Origin of the sequence: Mucilaginibacter sp. P25, from assembly GCF_050859465.1 — a bacterium.
Lineage (GTDB): Bacteria > Bacteroidota > Bacteroidia > Sphingobacteriales > Sphingobacteriaceae > Mucilaginibacter > Mucilaginibacter gossypii.
The window spans coordinates 2,927,303-2,946,341 of record NZ_CP193937.1 but is presented as its reverse complement, the minus strand read 5'-3'; the positions used below and the strand labels follow the sequence as shown (position 1 = coordinate 2,946,341).

General features: G+C 43.2%; 18 protein-coding genes and 3 pseudogenes. 4 read left to right on the top strand and 17 right to left on the bottom strand.

From position 1 onward, the window contains the following. Positions 1–5: 5 nt before the first annotated feature. From nuoF to ACRQ5D_RS15110, 16 genes and pseudogenes are all read right to left on the bottom strand, one after another. Positions 6–1,365 (bottom strand): annotated as a pseudogene (gene nuoF, locus ACRQ5D_RS15185) (NADH-quinone oxidoreductase subunit NuoF). A 3-nt stretch (positions 1,366–1,368) separates the two neighbouring features. Next, positions 1,369–1,893 (bottom strand): complex I 24 kDa subunit family protein, encoded by a 525-nt coding sequence (gene nuoE / locus ACRQ5D_RS15180; RefSeq protein WP_121224146.1) that lies wholly within the window; start codon positions 1,891–1,893, stop codon positions 1,369–1,371. After that, positions 1,886–3,097 (bottom strand): NADH-quinone oxidoreductase subunit D, encoded by a 1,212-nt coding sequence (locus tag ACRQ5D_RS15175; RefSeq protein ID WP_189549459.1) that lies wholly within the window; start codon positions 3,095–3,097, stop codon positions 1,886–1,888. The genes nuoE and ACRQ5D_RS15175 overlap by 8 nt, the downstream gene beginning before the upstream one ends. Positions 3,098–3,233: 136 nt before the next feature. Further along, positions 3,234–3,737, bottom strand: coding sequence for an NADH-quinone oxidoreductase subunit C (locus ACRQ5D_RS15170; RefSeq protein WP_090533916.1), 504 nt, complete (start codon positions 3,735–3,737; stop codon positions 3,234–3,236). Next, positions 3,737–4,279, bottom strand: coding sequence for an NADH-quinone oxidoreductase subunit B (locus tag ACRQ5D_RS15165; RefSeq protein WP_091175781.1), 543 nt, complete (start codon positions 4,277–4,279; stop codon positions 3,737–3,739). Before ACRQ5D_RS15165 ends, ACRQ5D_RS15170 begins: the two co-directional genes overlap by 1 nt. Before the next feature lie 123 nt (positions 4,280–4,402). Then, a complete protein-coding gene (locus tag ACRQ5D_RS15160) occupies positions 4,403–4,774 on the bottom strand; it encodes an NADH-quinone oxidoreductase subunit A (RefSeq protein WP_090533920.1) in 372 nt (123 codons plus the stop codon). Positions 4,775–4,950: 176 nt separating this feature from the next. Next, complete coding sequence (locus ACRQ5D_RS15155; protein ID WP_432329421.1) at positions 4,951–6,450, bottom strand: tetratricopeptide repeat protein; 1,500 nt, start codon at positions 6,448–6,450, stop codon at positions 4,951–4,953. Then, on the bottom strand, positions 6,369–6,644 hold the full coding sequence (locus ACRQ5D_RS15150) for a hypothetical protein (protein WP_432329419.1): 276 nt from the start codon (positions 6,642–6,644) through the stop codon (positions 6,369–6,371). The genes ACRQ5D_RS15155 and ACRQ5D_RS15150 overlap by 82 nt, the downstream gene beginning before the upstream one ends. 17 nt (positions 6,645–6,661) lie before the next feature. After that, positions 6,662–7,582 carry a PstS family phosphate ABC transporter substrate-binding protein gene (locus ACRQ5D_RS15145; protein WP_432329417.1) on the bottom strand — a complete coding sequence of 307 codons (921 nt, stop codon included), beginning with the start codon at positions 7,580–7,582 and terminating at the stop codon, positions 6,662–6,664. Further along, complete coding sequence (locus ACRQ5D_RS15140) at positions 7,572–7,802, bottom strand: hypothetical protein (protein ID WP_432329415.1); 231 nt, start codon at positions 7,800–7,802, stop codon at positions 7,572–7,574. Before ACRQ5D_RS15140 ends, ACRQ5D_RS15145 begins: the two co-directional genes overlap by 11 nt. A 3-nt stretch (positions 7,803–7,805) precedes the next feature. Then, positions 7,806–8,636, bottom strand: coding sequence for an energy transducer TonB (locus ACRQ5D_RS15135; protein ID WP_091175774.1), 831 nt, complete (start codon positions 8,634–8,636; stop codon positions 7,806–7,808). A gap of 40 nt (positions 8,637–8,676) precedes the next feature. Further along, a complete protein-coding gene (locus ACRQ5D_RS15130; protein ID WP_432329413.1) occupies positions 8,677–9,243 on the bottom strand; it encodes an ExbD/TolR family protein in 567 nt (188 codons plus the stop codon). Then, on the bottom strand, positions 9,209–9,850 hold the full coding sequence (locus tag ACRQ5D_RS15125; RefSeq protein WP_431199916.1) for an ExbD/TolR family protein: 642 nt from the start codon (positions 9,848–9,850) through the stop codon (positions 9,209–9,211). The genes ACRQ5D_RS15130 and ACRQ5D_RS15125 overlap by 35 nt, the downstream gene beginning before the upstream one ends. A gap of 87 nt (positions 9,851–9,937) precedes the next feature. Next, positions 9,938–10,772, bottom strand: a pseudogene (locus ACRQ5D_RS15120) (MotA/TolQ/ExbB proton channel family protein). A gap of 432 nt (positions 10,773–11,204) precedes the next feature. Then, the gene (locus ACRQ5D_RS15115; protein WP_091175766.1) at positions 11,205–11,540 is read right to left on the bottom strand and encodes a translation initiation factor; all 336 of its coding nucleotides are present in this window, start codon (positions 11,538–11,540) and stop codon (positions 11,205–11,207) included. Between the two features lie 5 nt (positions 11,541–11,545). Further along, positions 11,546–12,372 (bottom strand): annotated as a pseudogene (locus ACRQ5D_RS15110) (diacylglycerol/lipid kinase family protein). Between the two features lie 277 nt (positions 12,373–12,649). On the opposite strand from ACRQ5D_RS15110, the gene metK reads away from it, so the two are divergent. The 4 genes from metK (at position 12,650) to ACRQ5D_RS15090 (ending at position 17,272) form a co-directional block, all read left to right on the top strand. Then, positions 12,650–13,900: a methionine adenosyltransferase gene (gene metK / locus ACRQ5D_RS15105; protein WP_091175761.1), complete on the top strand. Its 1,251-nt coding sequence runs from the start codon at positions 12,650–12,652 to the stop codon at positions 13,898–13,900. Positions 13,901–14,094: 194 nt separating this feature from the next. Further along, positions 14,095–14,628 (top strand): hypothetical protein, encoded by a 534-nt coding sequence (locus ACRQ5D_RS15100; protein ID WP_432329411.1) that lies wholly within the window; start codon positions 14,095–14,097, stop codon positions 14,626–14,628. A 542-nt stretch (positions 14,629–15,170) separates the two neighbouring features. Continuing rightward, positions 15,171–16,061, top strand: coding sequence for an IS1595 family transposase (locus ACRQ5D_RS15095; RefSeq protein ID WP_189549506.1), 891 nt, complete (start codon positions 15,171–15,173; stop codon positions 16,059–16,061). Between the two features lie 134 nt (positions 16,062–16,195). After that, positions 16,196–17,272: an AAA family ATPase gene (locus tag ACRQ5D_RS15090; protein WP_091176056.1), complete on the top strand. Its 1,077-nt coding sequence runs from the start codon at positions 16,196–16,198 to the stop codon at positions 17,270–17,272. A 175-nt stretch (positions 17,273–17,447) separates the two neighbouring features. Here the strand turns inward: ACRQ5D_RS15090 and ACRQ5D_RS15085 are convergent, their stop codons facing one another. Then, entirely contained in the window at positions 17,448–18,866 is a 1,419-nt protein-coding gene (locus ACRQ5D_RS15085) for an FRG domain-containing protein (protein ID WP_176844594.1), read from the bottom strand. Positions 18,867–19,039: the final 173 nt, after the last annotated feature.

The window sequence follows — 19,039 nt, the reverse complement described above, 5'->3', positions numbered from 1 at the left end:
TATATTTACGCCGTCTCCACAACCTTCAACGGATCAGCATAATGTGCTAAACCATAGTTTCTTGAAGTTGCTTCACTTGCGTTAGTTACATGCCATTCAAACTCATCCCTGAAATGCCGGATAGCACTGGCCACAGGCCATGCTGCCGCGTCACCCAGCGGACAAATGGTATTTCCCTCTATTTTCTTAGATACATCTACCAGCAAGTCCATGTCGCTCATTTTGCCATGGCCATATTCCAAGCGATGTAATACTTTCTCCATCCAGCCAGTACCCTCACGGCAAGGCGAACATTGTCCGCAACTCTCGTGGTGATAAAAACGGGCGAAATTCCATGTATTACGTACAATACAGGCATCTTCATCATAAGCGATGAAACCACCCGAACCCAACATGGTACCGCTTACGAAACCGCCATCTGACAATGACTCGTAGCTCATCAAGCGGGCTTCGTTATTGATAGTTTTCAGGATGAGGTTAGCCGGTAAAATTGGCACTGATGAACCACCGGCAACAACAGCTTTCAGGCGTTTGCCATTGGCGATACCACCGCAATACTCATCAGAATAAATAAATTCTTCAACAGGTACACCGAGTTCAATTTCATAAACCCCAGGTTTTTTCAGGTTACCACCTGCAGAGATCAATTTGGTACCTGTACTTCGACCGATACCTATTTTAGCATATTCGTCGCCACCCTCGTTAATGATAGGTACAACCGCTGCTATAGATTCAACATTGTTTACCACTGTAGGGCAACCATATAAACCGGCAATAGCCGGAAACGGTGGTTTAATACGAGGGTTACCGCGTTTACCTTCCAATGATTCCAATAAAGCAGTTTCTTCACCGCAGATATAAGCACCACCGCCTGGCTGAACGTAAAGCTCAAGATCGTAACCGGTACCTAATATATTTTTACCTAAAAAGCCTTTTGCTTTTGCTTCAGCGATAGCTCTTTCCAGGATCCTTACCTGTGGCATCATTTCGCCGCGCAGGTAGATGTATGATGTATTAGCACCAAGCGCAAAACTTGATACAATCATGCCCTCAATCAGCAAGTGAGGGATATAAGTCATCAGGTAGCGGTCTTTAAAAGTACCAGGTTCCGATTCTGTCACCATTACAAACCAGGTAACGCGCAACGCCTTCGGGCTTAGCCAAAAAGCTCCATTTCATACCGGTAGGGAAACCCGCACCGCCACGACCGCGTAAGCCCGATTTTTTAACCTCCTCAACAATCGCCTCAGGCGACATGGTTTTCAATGCTTTCTCCACAGAAGCATAGCCACCTTTTGAACGGTAAACATCAAATGTGTTAATGCCGGGTACGTTTATATGTTCTAAAAGTAATTTCCGTCCCATAACTTAATTCTTAGCTTTCGCTTTTAAATCACTGATCAATTTATCTACCGACTCGTTGGTCAGGTTTTCATAAAAAGTATACTCAGGGCCAATTTGCAATACAGGGCCAAAACCACAGGCAGCAAGGCACTCCACCCCTCTCCAGCTAAATAAGCCGTCGGGAGTAACTTCACCTTCTTTTACACCAAGGGTTTCCTCTATATGATCCATGATCTTTTCGGCACCTACCAGGCAGCAACCGCTTGTGCGGCAAACTTCCAGCACATACTTGCCCTGCGGGCGTAAAAAGTACATGGTATAAAATGTAGCAACCTCGTATACCTCAATAGGCAGGATGCTTAAATATTCGGCAACCTTATCCATCGCGGGCGCGCTTACCCAACCAAATTCGGCCTGTACCAGGTGAAGGATCGGCAGTAAGCCCGATTTTTGCTTCCCCTGCGGATAACGGCTAACTATTTCATCAAATTTGCTGATCAGTACCGGCGAAAATTCAACCGGTTCCTGAGCTTCGTCAACTCTAAGCATCTAACTCTCCGGCTATAACGTTTAAACTACTCATGTTAATAATAGCATCTGATAATAACATACCGCGGCTCATTGGTGCATACATCTGGTAATTGATGAAGCTTGGCCTGCGGAAATGTAAACGGTACGGTGAGCGGCCACCATCATTAACCAGGTAAAAGCCCAGCTCGCCGTTAGCACCCTCAACCGAATGATAAACTTCGGTAGTTGGGGTTGGAATTTCGCCCATCACAATTTTAAAGTGATAGATCAAAGCTTCCATGTTATTATATACTTCCTCTTTTGGAGGCAGGTAAAATTCAGGTACATCAGCGTGGAAAATATCGCTTGGTTCTTTATCAAGTTTGGCTAAAGCCTGTTCAATGATCCTTAAGCTTTGCCACATTTCTTCGTTGCGAACCAAAAAACGGCTGTAAACATCACCATTGTCGCCTACCGGCACTTCAAATTCAAAGTCTTCGTATGATGAATATGGGTTCATAGCCCTTACGTCGTAATCAACACCGGCAGCACGTAAAAGCGGCCCGGTCCAGCTGTAGCTCAAAGCGGTTTCAGCGCTAACAGCAGCTACGTCCCTGGTACGGTCAACAAAGATCCTGTTACGGTTAAACAGGCTTTCAAACTCTTTAAGGGTTTTAGGAAAGTTCTTTAAAAATGCTCGCAGCTTATCAAAGGCACGGCTGTTGAAGTTACGCTCAAAACCACCGATACGGCCAATGTTGGTTGTAAGGCGCGATCCGCAAACTTCTTCATATATTTCATAAATAGCCTCACGGTGCTCCATCATGTACAGGAAGCCTGTAAACGCGCCGGTATCCACACCTAATACACCGTTACAAATGATATGATCGGCTATACGGGCAAGCTCCATCACAATTACGCGCAGGTAATCAACGCGCTTTGGAGTTTGGATATTTAACAACTTTTCAACTGTCATATGCCAGCCCATGTTATTGATGGGTGATGAGCAATAGTTTAAACGGTCGGTAAGCGGGGTTATCTGGTAAAAAGGCCTGTGCTCGGCAATTTTTTCAAATGCGCGGTGTATATAACCAATGGTTGATACACCGCTAACGATGCGTTCGCCATCAAGCTGAAGCACATTTTGAAACACCCCGTGGGTAGCAGGGTGAGTTGGCCCCAGGTTAAGGGTTGATAGCTCGCTTTGCGGATCGTTATCTGTATATACAGGATGATTTTGCATCAGTATTATTAATTAGAGTCAGGAATTTTTAGAGTCAAGAATCAAGAAATAAAGAGTCAAGACGGGAAACTTCTCCCCCTTCTTACTTTCCTATTTCTTGTTTCTTATGTCTCAATTTCTTGTTTCTATCTATGTATTATCTTCCGAAATAGAAATCCTTCTTGTCAACACGGTTAGGATCTTCCAGCGGAAACTCCTTACGCATTGGGAAAGCGGTCATATCATCTACGTTCAAAATCCTGCGCAAATCCGGGTGACCGTCAAATAGTACACCAAAAAGGTCATAAGTTTCGCGTTCCATCCAGTTTGCACCATCCCAAAGCACCGTAGCAGTTGGGATATGCACATCAGCATCGGCCAAAAATACCTTGATCCTAATGCGGGTATTGGTAGTGAGGCTATGCAGGTGATAAATAACGCCTATCGGCTTTTCCTGTTCAGGGTAATGAATACCTGTAATATCTGTCAGGAAAATGAATTTAAGGGCCGGATCCGTTTTCAGAAAAGTAAGCAGATCAATGATTGTTTCACGACCAGTTTCAACTGTAAGCAGTTCATAAGGTTCACCAACAACCGTTACTGAAGTATCAAATTTATCGGCTATAGCTTTAATAAGCTCTTCGTTAGGTATTTTAGCCATTATTGAATTCCGTATTTAGCTAATAACTCCTGGTACTTAGGCTCATTTCTGCGGCGCAGTGATTCCGTTTTAACCAGTTCCTGAATATTCATAAAACCATCGATAATAGCTTCTGGCCTTGGCGGGCAACCTGGTACATAAACATCTACCGGGATCACCTCGTCAATACCCTGTAAAACCGAGTAAGTATCAAATATACCACCGCTTGAAGCACATGCCCCAACAGCCATTACCCAACGGGGTTCGGCCATTTGCAGGTATACCTGACGCAGTACAGGAGCCATTTTCTTGGCTATGGTACCCATAACCATTAATAAATCGGCCTGTCGTGGTGAAAAACTCAAACGCTCGGCACCAAAACGTGAAAGATCATAGTGAGATGCCATGGTGGCCATAAACTCAATACCGCAGCACGAAGTAGCAAATGGTAAAGGCCATAATGAATTTGAGCGTGCTATGCCTATTACTTTATCAAGCGAGGTAGCAAAAAACCCGGCGCCTTCAACTCCGGCAGGGGCATCAACTAATTGAATATCACTCATTGAACTAAATTGATAGAAAAACCATCACCACTAAATGTGGATAATAGCAGCAAATTTACAATAATAACGATGTAAAAAGTACACTACAGGTATAGAGCGGGTATATTTAGAATCAATCTAAACTTAATCCCAATCTAAAGCTCCCTTTTTTATTACGTAGATAAAACCCAGCAGAAGTGTCGCCATGAAAATAAACATTTCAATAAGACCGGTAGTACCTAAAGCCTTGAAATTTACCGCCCAGGGGTACATAAAAATAACCTCCACATCAAACAGCACAAACAAAATGGCTACCAGGAAATATTTAATGGAAATTGGTGTACGGGCATTACCCACCACCTCAATACCCGACTCAAAAGGGGTCAGCTTATCTTTTGTTTTTCTTTTGGGCCCTATTTTGTGCGTTACAAACATTGTTGTTACCACAAACCCTAAAGCAACCACCATTTGAAATATGATGGGTAAATAATTAACCGGTAAACTTTGTGCTTCCATGCTGCAAATATACTAATGCCTTAATAATAAAAAAGTGTGATTTATAAGGTTGTTAATCATTTCTGCAATTCAGTACTAATCTTGATAACAAATTATTGTTCCAGGTCAATTTTTTAAATTGGGCAAACAAAAAAGGCCTCTTTTAAAAGAGGCCTTTCATATCAATTAAAGTTTATTTATTTGCTTTTACCGGCTCCACCTTTGCGTTGGAAGAAAGCTACCGCCTGTTTGTTGGTCGGATCATTTTCTCTGGCTTTGGTAAAGTTTTCGGTCGCTTTAGCATCGTCTTTTTCTTTGTACTCATAGTAAGTACCTAAGTAAGCATAAGCATTGGCAAGGCTCTTTTTAGCTTTTTCGTCCGGGGCACCTTTAGCAGTTACCAGCTCAATGTATTTTTCATAGAAAGGTTTAGCGTATCCGTTAATGTTATTACGATCTTTTTCTTTCATATCGTTGACATAAGCACGGTACAAGTAGCCATCAGCTGTAGTTGGGCTTTTTTGGTTTACGTAGCTGAACGCTGAATCTGCCCTTACAAGCAGTGAATCGGCATTTGGTTTCTTTTCGTCATAACCAAAGTAGTAGCTGATACCTTCGTAAAAATAATCAGTCAATTTTACGTTACGGCCGGCTTTCAAAGTAACCTGGCGATACGCATCACCTGCCTGCTCATATTTTTTCTGATGATATAATGCTTTGGCAATTTCACCGTAAACATCAGTTTGAGTGCTGTCAAGCTCTAAAGCTTTTTTCAAAGTATTGATACCAACCGAATCCTGCCCTGTAGCCATTTGCAAACGACCCTGATATAAATAGTCACGCGGGATGATACGTTTTGGATCAGCTTTCTGAAACCAGGTATTGATTGCAGTTAAACCGTTTTGATAATCTTTGTTTTCGTAAGCAGCGTAAGCCAAATAACGATAAACCCTTGCATTGGTGCTCGCTGATTTTGACAAATCAGTAGCCACCTGCTGTAAAGTTTTATAATCACCTGCAAGGATCAGGAAGTCGGCATAACGCATTTGAGATTCTACCGACTGATCTGTTAAGCTCAGGTATTGTTTGTAGTGATCAACAGCTTCCTTAATTTTAGCAGAAGCCATTTTAGGGTCAGTTAATGACCAGCGCAGGTCGGTTTCAGCCCACTCGCGGTAAGCAGGGCCATAGTTGGCGTTGATAGCCAATGCGTCTTTAAATTGCTGCTCAGAGCCATCAAAGTTATTAGCAAATTTATACAATACACCGGTTGCAACCTTAGCAGCCGGGTTTTTAGGATCAAGCGTAGAAGCGTCAGAATAGTTTGAGTACGCTTCGTTACTTTTTAACACAGAGCGGTAAGCATCACCTAAAGCGATAAGCAAATCAACATCTTTCGCATTAATAGCTTTTCCTTTAGTCAGTACTGCAATAGCAGCATCTGCATCAGCGGGCGCAACTTTTTTATCGGTGGTAGTAGGCAGCAAATATGATAAACCTACATACGTGTAAGGTTTTGCGTCCTTACCTGCCAAAGCTACAGCCTGATTAAAGTTGGTTGTTGCTCCGGAATTATCCTTATCCAAACGGGCAACAGCACCTAAACCGGCATAATTTAATGCTGATTTTGGATTTGCAGCAATACCTTTATTGAAAACGACTTTCGCCGAATCAGCATAGTCCTGTTTAATGTACACCCAACCCAGATAAAAAAGTTTTCGTCTTTAGTTGGCTGAGTAGTAGTAAGCGTTTTGAGCATCGACTCTGCTTTCTGATATTGTTCGGCGTCAATAGCTTTTTTGGCGTCGGCAAGACTTTGCGCAAAAACTGATGATGAACCTAAAAATACCAGTCCTAATGAAGCCTTAGCTATTTTACTGATCATTTTCATCTTTATTTAGTTATAGTTTACTTTTTTAAAATTATCTCTCTCGGGGGAATTGAATCAGGCAGTAAACCCGATTTCAGTATTATCCGTTGCCCCACATCACTGGCCAGGAACGTAACAAATCCCGCTGCCAAACCATTCTTACTTGAGCAATTGATCAAATATAAACTCCTGCTCAAGGGATACTGTTTTAAGACAAGTGATTCTTGCGAAGGTTTAAAATATTCATTAGGATACTGTTTGTTTCCTTCATCTCTAACCCCTACAACTTTCACTTTTTCAACATAATCCGCATACTCTTTTTCCGGGTTATTAATCCAGCTAAAGCCTATAATGCCTAATGCGTCAGGATGTTCGCTTACATACTTAATAACTTCGATATTTGATTTAAGCGCGTATATATTCTTTTGCTTAAACTCCTTATTACCAGAGAAGTCCTTCAAATACCTTACCAAACTTGAGTTCGGATTATCAAAAACTATAGTTTTATTTCCGTTCCCCTGGCCTTTAAGCTCCTTTTTTAATTGAGCGACAGTAATAGCGGTATCATTTGATGACTTATTAACTATTAATGTAATTGCATCAACCGCAAAAGGTACTACCTCAACACTCAACGTACGGCGCGTTATTATATTACGCTCCGCGGTATCAAGCGTGCGCGATAATACCGCAAGCCTAACACTGTCGTTTAACAACATATTTACAGCCTGGTTTTCTGTTTTATAAATAAATACCGGGTCGGCGTTGGGGTACCGGCTTCTGTAAACATATTCTTCCTGTGCTACTATAGGCGAAAAAGATTCATCGGCTACGAAAGTTGCTCTTCCGGCGTTGAAGCTGTCGGTTGGTACGGATTTTACTTGTTTTTGCTTACAAGCCTGTAAAGCGGCTATTAAAACAATTAAAACCAATACATATACAACCCCTAATTTAATCTTCATACTGATCCTTCTTAAACAATCTCGAAAACCTCAAAATCGCGTATCCTATAATAAACGCACCGAAAAGTAAACGTTGATAATGTTCCAGTTGCAGCGGGAGCGCGTCCCAAAACATGATCATGAGACCTAAAACCACAAAGCAAATAAATGCAGCAGTTCCTAAAATAAGCAAAAACCGCCTTTTGGGCGATTTTTGCTCTTTATTGTAATTAAATGGCATTACTTATTCTTCAGATGCTAAAGTAAAGCTGATTGGAACACTGTATTGTACACGAACCGGACGACCGTTTTGTATACCCGGTTTCCATTTTGGTGAATTTTTCAATACACGAACCGCTTCTTCGTCGCAACCGCTGCCGATGCCTCTTACAACCTTAATATCGGTTAAAGAACCATCCTTTTCCACAACGAATGTACAAATTACACGTCCTTGTGTATTGTTTTCGCGGGCTACGGCCGGATACCTGATGTTTTTGCTCAAATACTGACCAAATTTCTCCAAACCGCCAGCAAATTCAGGAACTTGCTCAACGGAAGTAAAGATCTGGTTAGGATCGGCTTCCACAACCTGCTTAACGTCTGAGTTACCTACCGGCTCATCAATTCTAATGTCTGCGTTAGGATCACCTTTTTGGTCTTTTTGACCCGGATCGGCAACAGCAAGTTCTTTTACTGTTGGTGGATCTTTCTCCTTAACCTCGTTATCTGGTTTTACAACCGGAGGAGGGAAACGTACCTGGTCTACCTTTGGTTTTGGTGGTTCAGGTGGCGGCGGAGGTGGTTTTTTGGTTTGGTCAACCGGTGGCGGAGGTAACAGAACCACGTCTGTTATCTTCACTTTTTCGTCTTTCGCTGGGATAAGACCTTTGATCTTGTTGATGATAGTTGGCAAAGAAACTATAAATACAAAAACCACAATAGCAATGATCAACGACTTGCTGGTGTTTTTTGAATTCTCTTTCCTTAGCTCGTAAGCGCCATAGGCTTTATTACGATTACTAAAAACAACGTCGATCCATTCCTGCTTTAGTATGTCTAATTTTGATCCTAACATCTGTTAAGGCTTTAATGGAAGTTTATAACGTTATTTAATATTATTTATTATCGTTGTACAAGCCGTCTTTTTTAAGCAACTCAATCTCCGGCGCTGTTATATCAACGATACCATAGCTTTGGATATTGGCTATATTGATCTCATCAAGCGTGCTAACCATATTTTTATATTTTGATTTATCGCTTGGTTTAATCACAACAAACATGTATTTGCCTGTTTTTTGCTGTACTTCTTTGCTTTTTTCAATTAACGTTTTACGTAACCCGTTAGGGCCAAAATTGTCAATTGTGGGCGCTGATTTTCCCGGCTCGCCGATGTACCACTCCAATTTATCGTCGCTTCCCAATAAAATGGTCATCGAACGTGAAGCGGCAATATCCATCTGATCTTTTGTTTTCTCATCCTTATCAGGCATGGCCAAGTCCATCGCTTTTGGTTTAGCGAGTGTAGTGGTCATGATGAAGAAGGTGATCAACAAGAAAGCCAGGTCAACCATCGCGGTTAAATCTACACGGGTTGATTGCTTCTTACTGCGAACCTTACCGCCTTTATGTTTGCCTCCCCGGAGGTATCTAATTCTGCCATGGTCTTTTATTTTTTGGAGCACCACCGGCGCTGCCCAAATCCGTAATTAAACTAAACTTGTTAACTTTTTGCTTTTGCAAAATACCGATAACATCCTTTATAACCGGATATTCCTCTTTGCTATCACCTTTAATAGCTAAACGAAGTTCCTTGTTATGTAAGGCTTTGGTAGCTATACGGGCCTGGCGAATCCAGTTGGTAAGTTCTGCCGAAACAGAGTCTCTCGGGATACCCGGCTGTGCATATTTCTTTTGCTGATCAGCAGATAAAGCAATAAACTGTTTCAACTGGTTCATTGGCACGCCAAATGAATTGATAGAAGAAAACCTTGTTTGCTCTTCAGGGGTAAAGGTCATATGATATATCGAACCCATCTGGTTCAACATTTCCTTGCGGATATCAACACCTTCAACACCAAAGAAAGCTTTTTGATCACCTACAGATACTGTAGCAAAATCAGACTCAGGCACTGGCTGCTGGATTGAAGACTTTGGTATATCAATAGGTACCGGATCCTCGGTTTTTACTTTTGCGGTCATGATGAAGAAAGTAAGCAGCAGAAACGCCACGTCGCACATAGCGGTCATGTCAATTGCGGTGCTCTTTCTTGGAACTTTTATCCTTGCCATGTTAAATTTCTTAAAAATATATAGTGTTTCAGTATTAACTATCTTGCCCCTAACTTATTGTGCATGAGGCATAGCACTAATATATTCTTACTTGTTTTTGTGAGATGAAGCAAATGTTTGTACAATGCTAAATCCTGTTTCTGTCAATAGCATAAGTCAACTTATCAATTTTTGACGTAAATACGTTGTACATAACAATTGAAATAGCTGAAGTACTGATACCAAATGCAGTGTTGATCAAGGCTTCAGAAATGTGAGCTGATAATTCAACCTGGTTAGGTACACCGGCAGTTGCTAATGAAGAGAACGCTTTGATCATACCCACAACCGTACCTAACAGACCGGTTAACGTACCGATAGATACCAAAGTAGCGATGATAGTTAAGTTTTGCTCAAGCATTGGCATTTCTAAAGCAGTAGCTTCTTCGATATCTTTTTGGATAGCTAAAGTTTTTTGATCAACGTCAAGGTTTGGTTCAGCTTCCATTTCGCCGTATTTTTTCAGTGCTGATTTGATAACGTTAGCAACAGAACCTTTTTGTTTGTCGCACTCTGCAGAAGCACCTGCAATGTTACCGGCATTTAAAAGAGATTGGATTTTCCTTACGAAGCTATCAACACTACCAGTACCTGAAGCTTTGCTGATAACGATGAAACGCTCGATAGAGAAAACGATAACCATTAATAAGAAACCCATGATCACCGGTACGATAACACCACCACTGTGAACTGTGCCGAAAATGTCTGTTGGGTAAGCGTTAACATCACCACCTTTAAAGTGGCTTGGATCACCTAAAATGAATATAAAGATACAAGTTGTAACAATAAGACAGATTGGAATGGTTAAAGAAGCAAACATGCCAGATGCACTTGAGCTTTCTTTCTTAACAGGAGTAGTTGGTTTTGTTGGTGCGTTTGCCATTACTTTTGAATTTTTAGTTTTTGTTTTTGTTTATTTTATAAGTTAGTTAAAATGCGCTGTTTGTTGGGAATAACAAAAATAGAATTTTATTGAATTAAAAAAACCATTTATGTTATTCTTTACAATTTTTTAATACAGAATATCATTCTGTGTATTGTTGGTGAATATAAACGCAACATTACAATTTTATTGTGTGTTACCAACACAATTATATGCAATGAAAACCATTTTTTTTAAAAATAGCAAGTGATAACACATAAAATTTGTGTTACCAAGCTAAAATAGCCCGTTTTTTTAAGTTTATAAAAGGTATCTGTACCTTTTAACTATGATGCAAGCTTTGTAACAGATAGTTGTGCACTTTGTTTAAAAATGCTTCTTTCAAATAAGTTTGTTAAACTACCGGTTTATAATTGTTTATTTTTTCTCAGATCACCCGCCGGCTTTTTTAGCTTTATAACCGTCGGTTTGTAATAATAGCAGTATTTTATCCCTGAAATCGCCCTGGATCAGTATTTCGCCATCTTTGACAGAGCCACCAACCCCGCATTTCGATTTCAATTTTTTCCCCAACGCTTCCAGGTCAGCATCGGCGCCAATAAACCCCGCAATGCGCGTAACCAGTTTGCTGCCTCCTTTACGGTCAAGATATATTTTAACATTTTGCTGCTGTGGCGGCAATGTTTCGGCCCCTCCCCCACCGGTTTCCTGGTATTGAAAATCGGGGTCGGTTGAGTAAACTACGCCTGTAAAATTTTTCTTAGCCATATTGATCAATTTTTAAATGACGGGCCAACTATAACCTTTAATGATTTTGGCAATATATTAATATCTATGCCCGTACCCGCCACCTGGGGTTCGCCATCCAGGTGAATAGGGCCGGCGTGCTCCCTTTTTATCAGGATCTGCTTACCGCGGATAATTTCTACGTATTTTGAGCTTTCGGTTGCTTTAATCAGCATGCGCATGCTCATCTCCGGAAACCTCCACAGCGGAAAAGGCTTTATCACGCACACATCCAGCAAACCATCCTGCAGGCTTGCTTTGGGCGATATATGCACATTATTGCCGTATTGCGAAGAATTGGCTATACTGAGCATAAATGCCTTATAATCATATTTCTTTCCGTCGATATCCAAGTGATAGTTTTGCGGCTGGTAGCCAACCACCTCTTTTATCGACGATTTTATATAACTGATAAAACCGCGCTTTTTACCATGCGAAAAGATCTCGCTGATGTGAGCGTCAAACCCCATGCCTGCCATATTAAAAAACGGCTGCCCGTTAATCCTGGCCGAATCAATAATTTCGGTACGGCCCGAGGCAAGATTTTTAATGGCATCCCTTGTATCCATAGGGATCCCTAAAAACCTCGAAAGCCCGTTACCTGAGCCAAATGGTACTATACCAAGCGATGTATCTGTATCCACAATGGCCGAAGCCACTTCATTAACTGTACCATCCCCCCAACTGCAACCACTATATCAAATTTGCCAATGGCTTCGGATGCGATAACCCTTGCATGTGCCACGCCGTCACTAAAAGCGATAACCGGCTCAATTATACCGGCATCAATAGTATCTTTAATCAGTTCAGGCACCCCGTCCTTCTTCTTCCCGCCCGAAATTGGGTTTATTATAAATAACGCTTTCCGTTTCAACTATATATATTATTTCAATCTTCAAAAGTAAATGTATTTTCGGCTTTGTGAAATTTGTTTTATTTTTACCGCCCGAATGTGGACTGATTTAATGCTCCCCTTTACACCGGAGCCGGATTGCAACCACGTAAAAAAGTGCTAAAACCATGCTTCTTTTTACTGCCCGATCCGCCTTAAAACCCTCCCAGTCGATTTTTACTTTACTTATTTAAATTTTATGTCATATTTATTTACTTCAGAGTCTGTATCAGAGGGTCACCCGGATAAAGTGGCCGATCAGATCTCGGACGCGCTGATTGATCATTTTTTAGCATTTGATGCCGAATCGAAAGTTGCCTGCGAAACGCTGGTAACCACAGGCCAGGTTTTTTTAGCCGGCGAAGTAAAATCAAAAGCCTATCTCGACGTACAAAAGATTGCCCGCGAGGTGATCAACAGGATCGGGTATACCAAAGGCGAATATATGTTTGACGGCAGTTCATGCGGTGTGCTATCGGCCATCCACGAACAATCGCCCGATATTAACCAGGGGGTCGATCGCACCGCCAAAGAAGAGCAGGGTGCCGGCGACCAGGGCATGATGTTTGGTTACGCCACCGTTGAAACCGACAACTACATGCCGCTTGCCCTTGATATAGCCCACGCTTTATTAATTGAGCTCGCAGCCATCCGCCGCGAAAACAATGAGATCAAATACCTTCGCCCGGATGCAAAATCGCAAGTTACGCTTGAGTACAGCGACGACAACAAGCCGCAGCGTATTGATGCCATCGTTATATCAACTCAACACGATGATTTTGACGACGAACCGGCCATGCTTGCCAAAATCAGCGCCGATATCATCAGTATCCTGATTCCGCGTGTTAAAGCTAAATATCCTAAATACGCCCATTTCTTTAACGACGATATTAAGTACCACATTAACCCAACCGGTAAATTTGTTATCGGCGGGCCGCATGGCGATACCGGCTTAACCGGTCGCAAAATTATTGTGGATACCTACGGTGGTAAAGGTGCACATGGTGGTGGTGCTTTCTCGGGTAAAGATCCTTCAAAGGTCGACCGCTCGGCTGCTTACGCTACCCGCCACATCGCTAAAAACCTGGTTGCCGCCGGTTTGTGCGATGAAGTGCTTGTACAGGTATCCTACGCAATCGGCGTAGCGCAACCAATGGGTATTTACGTAAATACTTACGGCACCGCCAAGGTAGACCTGCACGACGGCGACATTGCCAAAAAAGTAGAAGGCATTTTTAACATGACCCCATACGCCATTGAAACCCGCTTTAAACTGCGCAACCCTATTTACAGCGAAACCGCAGCTTACGGGCACTTCGGCAGGCCAAACGAAATAGTTACCAAAACTTTTGTTGGCCACGACGGCAGCAAGCTCGAACGCGAAGTTGAGCTGTTTACCTGGGAAAAGCTTGATCATGTTGATAAGGTTAAAGCAGCCTTCGGGTTGTAATTAATTACACCTATATAATATACGCAATAGCGACGGGCTTACCTGTCGCTATTGTTGTTTAAGCCCCTCTATATCTCCCCCGGGTTGGGGAGAATTGAAGTCCCTCTCCGCCGGAGAGGGATTTAGGGTGAGGCTCCTTCCTAATTAAATTATAAATACATACATTTATCACCCAAAATCCCCCGAGCCAATTAATGCCCGCTAACACCCGAAACGCCATAACCGCCATCATAAACTTTGCTGCATCAGTCATGATAACTGCATGGTTCATTGAACAAAAGTTTGGTTATGTGGTTACACCCGAGGCTATATTGTTATCCAACGTTGTTGCATGCAGTAAATGGGTGATCATGGTTATAGCGGCTATCATCCTGCTCGAAACCAATAAATGGGTCTTCATCAAGCGTATGAGCTTTGCCAGCCTGACGGGAAGCTGCGCCATGTTTTCTGTTTATGCGTTCAGATATATACCCGTAAGCAGCTGGCAGCAATTCACCTACGCCATGGCTTTTGCCCTGCTGGTAATGACCATATTCTTTTTTAAGGCAGTTATAAATACCCAGCTATCGCTTAAATGGTTTGCGGCATGGTTGGTTTGCCTTGTTATAAGTATTGTATTACAAGTTAAAGTGGTGTTTAGCCTGCACCCCGGAATTGTAACAAATGAGGTGTCCCATTTTTTTGATTCCCGAAAAAAAGTGAAATTTCCTAACCCCTTCTTTTTTTAAAAAACCGGGTGTCCCATTTTTTGAAAGCCGAAACGCGAAACAGGCTTTTCATGAAACACCTTAAAAATCAACTATTTAGCATTTTTGGTGAAACATAGTTAAATATTTGATTATCAACAATTAAAGCTTTTTACCAGTAAATTTAACCGCTCATTAAAGCAGTAGTTCAACCGCGTTTTCATCTTTTATTTTTCACGTTTTTTTGCTGTTTTTTGGGCATTTTTATTTGAACCCTCCATTTTACCGGCAGGTACTGACAAAACAGCGCCACCAATATTGCAAAAACCTAAAGCTAAATTTGGGCCTCGCACAACCCTCTCCTTTGGAGAGGCCTATGAAATTTCCCCGGGGGCATTAAGTCAATAGTTCTGAGTCGGAAGCCATAAGTCGGGGTTATGCCGTAAGTGTTCGGAAGGTTTTTAATTCCCTCCGCTGGGAGCATAGCCGTTAACTTAAGAGGTTAATTCAGCTTAACGCATCAAACTCCCCTCTCGAGAGTAATAGCCCATGAAAAGGCAGGAATAATTTGTATATTTATGATAATGAATATCATAGAGACGATTAAGCGTTTTCCAGATCAGTCCAGTTGCATAGACTATCTTGAAGGATTAAGATGGCAAGGATTGCCAGAATGCCCGTATTGCAACAGCAAACGGAGCAGCAAGCGCCAGGAAAGCCAACGGCATATTTGCAATAGCTGTAACCGCAGCTATAGCGTTTTGGTCGGCACTGTTTTCGAGGGCACCAAACTTCCTTTGCCGCAATGGTTTTTGGCTATTTCATTAATGCTGAATGCGAAAAAGGGGTTATCTGCACGTCAGTTAAGCAGGGATCTGGGATGCAATCGTAAGACAGGCTGGTATTTGCAGATGCGGATACGGGAAGCCATGCGGGACGGCGGGGATGGCGGTTTGTTTAAGGGTATTGTTGAGGTAGATGAGACTTATTTAGGTGGTAAAAAAGCCAATCACTCAAAGAAAAAGCGGCAGGAAAGGCGCGATAATAATTTGCAGGTCACCGGCATGCAGGATAAACAGCCCGTGATTGGGTTATTGGAGCGGGATGGCCGTCTAAAGCTTCAGGTCATAGATAAGGCACATGGGAAAACGCTCAAACCCATTGTTGAACAATCAGTGAGCACAGATGCTACTATTGTAACGGACGGCTTTGGTGGATATGCCGGTTTAAATAAAATATTCCGTGAACATCAGGTATTAAACAAGGAAAAAGAAGAGTATGCCCGGGGAGAGTATCACACCAATACGATTGAGGGCTTTTGGACATTGTTAAAACGGGGGATATATGGTCAATACCATAAAGTATCGCTCAGACATTTGCAATCATACCTGAATGAGTTCACATTTAAATATAACAATAGAGGCAATAACCAGGTGTTTAACTTTTTAATTAACAAAATGGCTACTGCCTCTTGATGGGCTATTACTCTCAAGAGGGGAATCGCGCAATCCTTCGCTTTTTTATTTCTTCTGAACACTTATGCCGCTTTACCCGGGAACTACGACTTTGCCCTAAACACCAAGCTTTAATTTATCAACGACATAACGCTATGATTGAAAAAAATGGACGACCACTGGTTGTGGAAATGATCCGCGCCGATGTGCGCGAGGCGGCGCGAAGAGACGCTAAAAGAGGGATCCGCCCGAGAGTTTATGACCCTGACGCTATCCCTCCCGATGCTTTTATTATTCACCAGGCCAGTACATGGATGGAGATGGAACGCGAACGCCAAACGCCCCGGATGCTGTTCGGCGAATTTTGGCTTGAAGGTGAGCTGTGTATCCTGTTTGCCGATACCAACATGGGCAAAAGTTTACTGGCCGTACAACTGGGCGACAGCATTACCCGCGGCAAAGCCATCACACCTTTTAAAATGGATGCCGAACCCTGCCCGGTCCTCTACATTGATTTTGAACTAACCGGCAAACAATTTGAACAGCGCTATACCGACGGCAGCACCACCCACACCTTTCACGAAAATTTTTACCGGGGTGAGTTTAACCAGATGACCGGCCTGCCGCAAGATTTTAAAACTTTTGATGAGTTTATAACCCACGCGCTTAGTCGCGCTATTAAACGTACCGATGCCAGGGTGCTCATTATTGATAATATTACCTGCCTGCGCAACGGTACCGAACGCAGCAGCCAGGCCCTCTCGCTCATGAAACAGCTCAAACTGCTTAAAACCCGGCATGGCCTCAGCATCCTGGTGCTGGCCCACACCCCTAAACGCAACCCTTCACTGCCCATTACCCGTAACGACCTCCAGGGCAGCAAAATGCTCATCAACTTTGCCGACAGCGCCTTTGCCATGGCCGAAAGCCAAACCCTGCCCTGCTACCGCTACCTCAAGCAGGTGAAACAACGCAGCACCGCTGAAATGTACGGCAGCCATAACGTATGCCTCGGCCGGCTGGAAAGGCTAAACGGCTTTTTGCAGTTTGTATTCTCCCATACCGATAACGAGGTTAAACACCTGCGCCGTTACAGCCAGGTAGAACGCCAACGCCGCGCCGCCGATGTGCTGGCGCTTCATAAACAGGGCCTGAGTCAAAGGCAGATTGCCGGCAGGCTGGAGATGAGTTTATCGGCGGTTAATAGGGTGTTGGGGGTGGCGGAGGGATGATGAATTTTTCTAATTACGCTCCCGCAAGCTTTCCTATGCTATCGCAAGCATCCTCGCTTGTGGGCTTTATGCCATTCTCTGCAATGTGAGCACAGACGTGACGCTTGCTGTAACGGGGTTACTTACACTATATTGCGGTCAAAGATTGACCCTTGACCGGACGATGGAAATTCACTCAGGCATATCCCAGCACATTGATCTGGGCGGGCGTAAAGAAGATCACCGGATGGTCATTCTCCTGCTGCAGCAACAACTGAGAAAAGATGATCTCTTTTTTGAATACCGCCAGCAATAAATGGAAATCGAAGAGTAGGTAGGGATCATTGATGTGCAACAGAATCTCTGGCTGCAATACCTTCGGTGCGTTGTCAGAAAGGATATCGAACAGATCGGCCCGGATAGCGGAAAGGATCACGGAAGGTGAAACCTGGCATCTGCTGATATTGCCGTATTCGTTGGTCATCTCCAGTTGGAGCAACTTTTCACCTGAAAATGAAAACACCCTGCCTGTAAGCTCCTCGGTGACACCCGCGACGATGACTTGGCTGATAATCTGGATGATCTCCGCGTCCGAGAAGGGTAGATTGCGCATGCCTTCCCAAGCCCGACTACAGCACAATTCAATCTTTTTCAGGAAATTACCAACAATTCCTATTATCGGATCGAGATTGAATTTTACCGGCTTCGTCCGGTCGACCTTCCTTTTTTGGAATAGGTCGGCAAGCTGTTGCCCGATGCTTTCCTGCTGTGCCGCAGCCTGTAGTCCATTATCATAGCTCAGTCGCAACCGGACCCCTTTACCGGGATTCCAGCGTTCCACCAGCGGAAGGTCCCAGCTTTTGAATTCCGCCGAACGCCAGCTTTTATGCTTTTGCTTCCTTTTGAAATAGTGATCGAATTCCAGCCCGCCAATATGACTGATCGGCATATTGATTTCTTCGGCGAACTTTCTCATCCGCTTGCCGCCCTTGATGAGTTCCTCCATATTAAAGTAATGATCTAATAGTTGCTCCAGTTCGCTTTTGCGCTGCGGATAGATATGACCGTTGCGGATAGCGGCGTAAGGTTCACTATAAGGGAATAGGATCCGGTCGAAGTCGTAAAAGAATTCGACATGGCTGTACGGCGTGAACATAAAACAACCCTGCTGCGCTTGGAGGCGCCACAGATTGTCGACATCGATTCGGGCGATATAAGGGGTGATCACCTTCTCCTCCTCAAAATATCCCTTCATACCCGACATGAATAACGTCCAGTCCGCTTCATTCAGGCAGATGAGCACGGCATCTTTACCCGGAATATTGTCTTTGGAATTCGTTGCAAAATAGGCGGCCACTTCCGGGCTATCGGTGAAGTCGATATAGTTCGTCTTGAGGCCGTAGTGTTGTGCCACCGCCCAGAACCAATCAATATCAGCCTTGTATTTCCTGAGCGCGGGGCTTGAATCAAAGAACAGGAACAACCGCTCCAATTGCTTTTGGATCTCCGGATCGGGGTCTGGCAACAGCCTGCTCAGCGAAGACATGACCGGCCAGTTCTGGGCCTGCCCGCGGAAAAGATCATAGGTTCCGGCAACTTTAAATGCTTGTGCCATTTGCAGGGCCTCCGTTAAAGAAGCCGCTTGATATATCTCACTCATATAAAATTCAGGTGAGTCGAAGATACAAGCTTTCGCTTATATTCTTTGTGAATAACTGTATTAACAGCAATCATTTATCCATTCCCTAAAATACCCCACATGCTAAGTAACAAGCAATTCCTCGTCGT

Excerpts from the sequence above, each read along its gene's own strand:
- metK (WP_091175761.1), top strand. The coding sequence starts at position 12,650 with ATGTCATATTTATTTACTTCAGAGTCTGTATCAGAGGGTCACCCGGAT.
- ACRQ5D_RS15170 (WP_090533916.1), bottom strand. The coding sequence starts at position 3,737 with ATGGCTAAAATACCTAACGAAGAGCTTATTAAAGCTATAGCCGATAAA.
- ACRQ5D_RS15090 (WP_091176056.1), top strand. The coding sequence starts at position 16,196 with ATGATTGAAAAAAATGGACGACCACTGGTTGTGGAAATGATCCGCGCC.
- ACRQ5D_RS15135 (WP_091175774.1), bottom strand. The coding sequence starts at position 8,636 with ATGTTAGGATCAAAATTAGACATACTAAAGCAGGAATGGATCGACGTT.
- ACRQ5D_RS15165 (WP_091175781.1), bottom strand. The coding sequence starts at position 4,279 with ATGAGTGATATTCAATTAGTTGATGCCCCTGCCGGAGTTGAAGGCGCC.
- nuoE (WP_121224146.1), bottom strand. The coding sequence starts at position 1,893 with ATGCTTAGAGTTGACGAAGCTCAGGAACCGGTTGAATTTTCGCCGGTA.
- ACRQ5D_RS15145 (WP_432329417.1), bottom strand. The coding sequence starts at position 7,582 with ATGAAGATTAAATTAGGGGTTGTATATGTATTGGTTTTAATTGTTTTA.
- ACRQ5D_RS15100 (WP_432329411.1), top strand. The coding sequence starts at position 14,095 with ATGCCCGCTAACACCCGAAACGCCATAACCGCCATCATAAACTTTGCT.
- ACRQ5D_RS15175 (WP_189549459.1), bottom strand. The coding sequence starts at position 3,097 with ATGCAAAATCATCCTGTATATACAGATAACGATCCGCAAAGCGAGCTA.
- ACRQ5D_RS15160 (WP_090533920.1), bottom strand. The coding sequence starts at position 4,774 with ATGGAAGCACAAAGTTTACCGGTTAATTATTTACCCATCATATTTCAA.
- ACRQ5D_RS15115 (WP_091175766.1), bottom strand. The coding sequence starts at position 11,540 with ATGGCTAAGAAAAATTTTACAGGCGTAGTTTACTCAACCGACCCCGAT.
- ACRQ5D_RS15140 (WP_432329415.1), bottom strand. The coding sequence starts at position 7,802 with ATGCCATTTAATTACAATAAAGAGCAAAAATCGCCCAAAAGGCGGTTT.
- ACRQ5D_RS15125 (WP_431199916.1), bottom strand. The coding sequence starts at position 9,850 with ATGGCAAGGATAAAAGTTCCAAGAAAGAGCACCGCAATTGACATGACC.
- ACRQ5D_RS15085 (WP_176844594.1), bottom strand. The coding sequence starts at position 18,866 with ATGGCACAAGCATTTAAAGTTGCCGGAACCTATGATCTTTTCCGCGGG.
- ACRQ5D_RS15150 (WP_432329419.1), bottom strand. The coding sequence starts at position 6,644 with ATGAAAATGATCAGTAAAATAGCTAAGGCTTCATTAGGACTGGTATTT.
- ACRQ5D_RS15095 (WP_189549506.1), top strand. The coding sequence starts at position 15,171 with ATGAATATCATAGAGACGATTAAGCGTTTTCCAGATCAGTCCAGTTGC.